The organism is Ochrovirga pacifica, from assembly GCF_000220525.1.
Classification (GTDB): domain Bacteria; phylum Bacteroidota; class Bacteroidia; order Flavobacteriales; family Flavobacteriaceae; genus Ochrovirga; species Ochrovirga pacifica.
Window position 1 is genome coordinate 1 of the sequence record NZ_AFPK01000007.1, and the last position, 619, is coordinate 619.

General features: G+C 32.8%; 1 protein-coding gene. It reads left to right on the forward strand.

The annotated features are described in order from the left end of the window. On the forward strand, positions 1–506 hold a 506-nt coding region (locus FS85_RS14880), incomplete at its 5' end, for a hypothetical protein (RefSeq protein ID WP_010134012.1). Between the last annotated feature and the right edge of the window lie 113 nt (positions 507–619).

Consider the following 619-nt stretch of genomic DNA (forward strand, 5'->3'; position numbering starts at 1 on the left):
GTTGTACGCAAGCCAAAACTCACTCGAAATTGACAAAAAAGATAATATTTGGAATTTTAGCATTTGTAATCGGAATTATCATAGCCTATTCTTCCGAATCTTTTTTTCGTGGAATAATTCAGGACATTTTTAAATGGTCAACTTCTGACAAAATTCAATTTGTTGGAAAAAACTTTTTTGTTTTCTCGAATAAACTTTATTTCCTGACGTTCGGAATTGGACTTCTAATTTTAACGCTTGACAATCTGAATCAAAAACTCGCTGATTATTTAAAAAACATAATAATTAGCCTTCTGATTTTCGGAATTTTAATACTCGGATTTTCCTCTTTAGATGCAAATCTAAAAGTTGTGGAATGTACTGCTTGTGACAATGGAATTAGAAAATTACACTGGAATGACATAAATTACGGACTGATTTTAGGTTTAAGTGCAATATTTGCAATTATTCCAAATCTGATTAGAATAATTAAACGGATAAAAAAGCCAGCGTACAACAATGTATAACCGCAATTACGGCGGATTCGACTACGTCCGAATCCACTCGGAATTGCTAACGCCAGTTCTTAACCGAAAATTATTAACTTTAATCCCGTAACTGACGGTTATACGAGACCGTT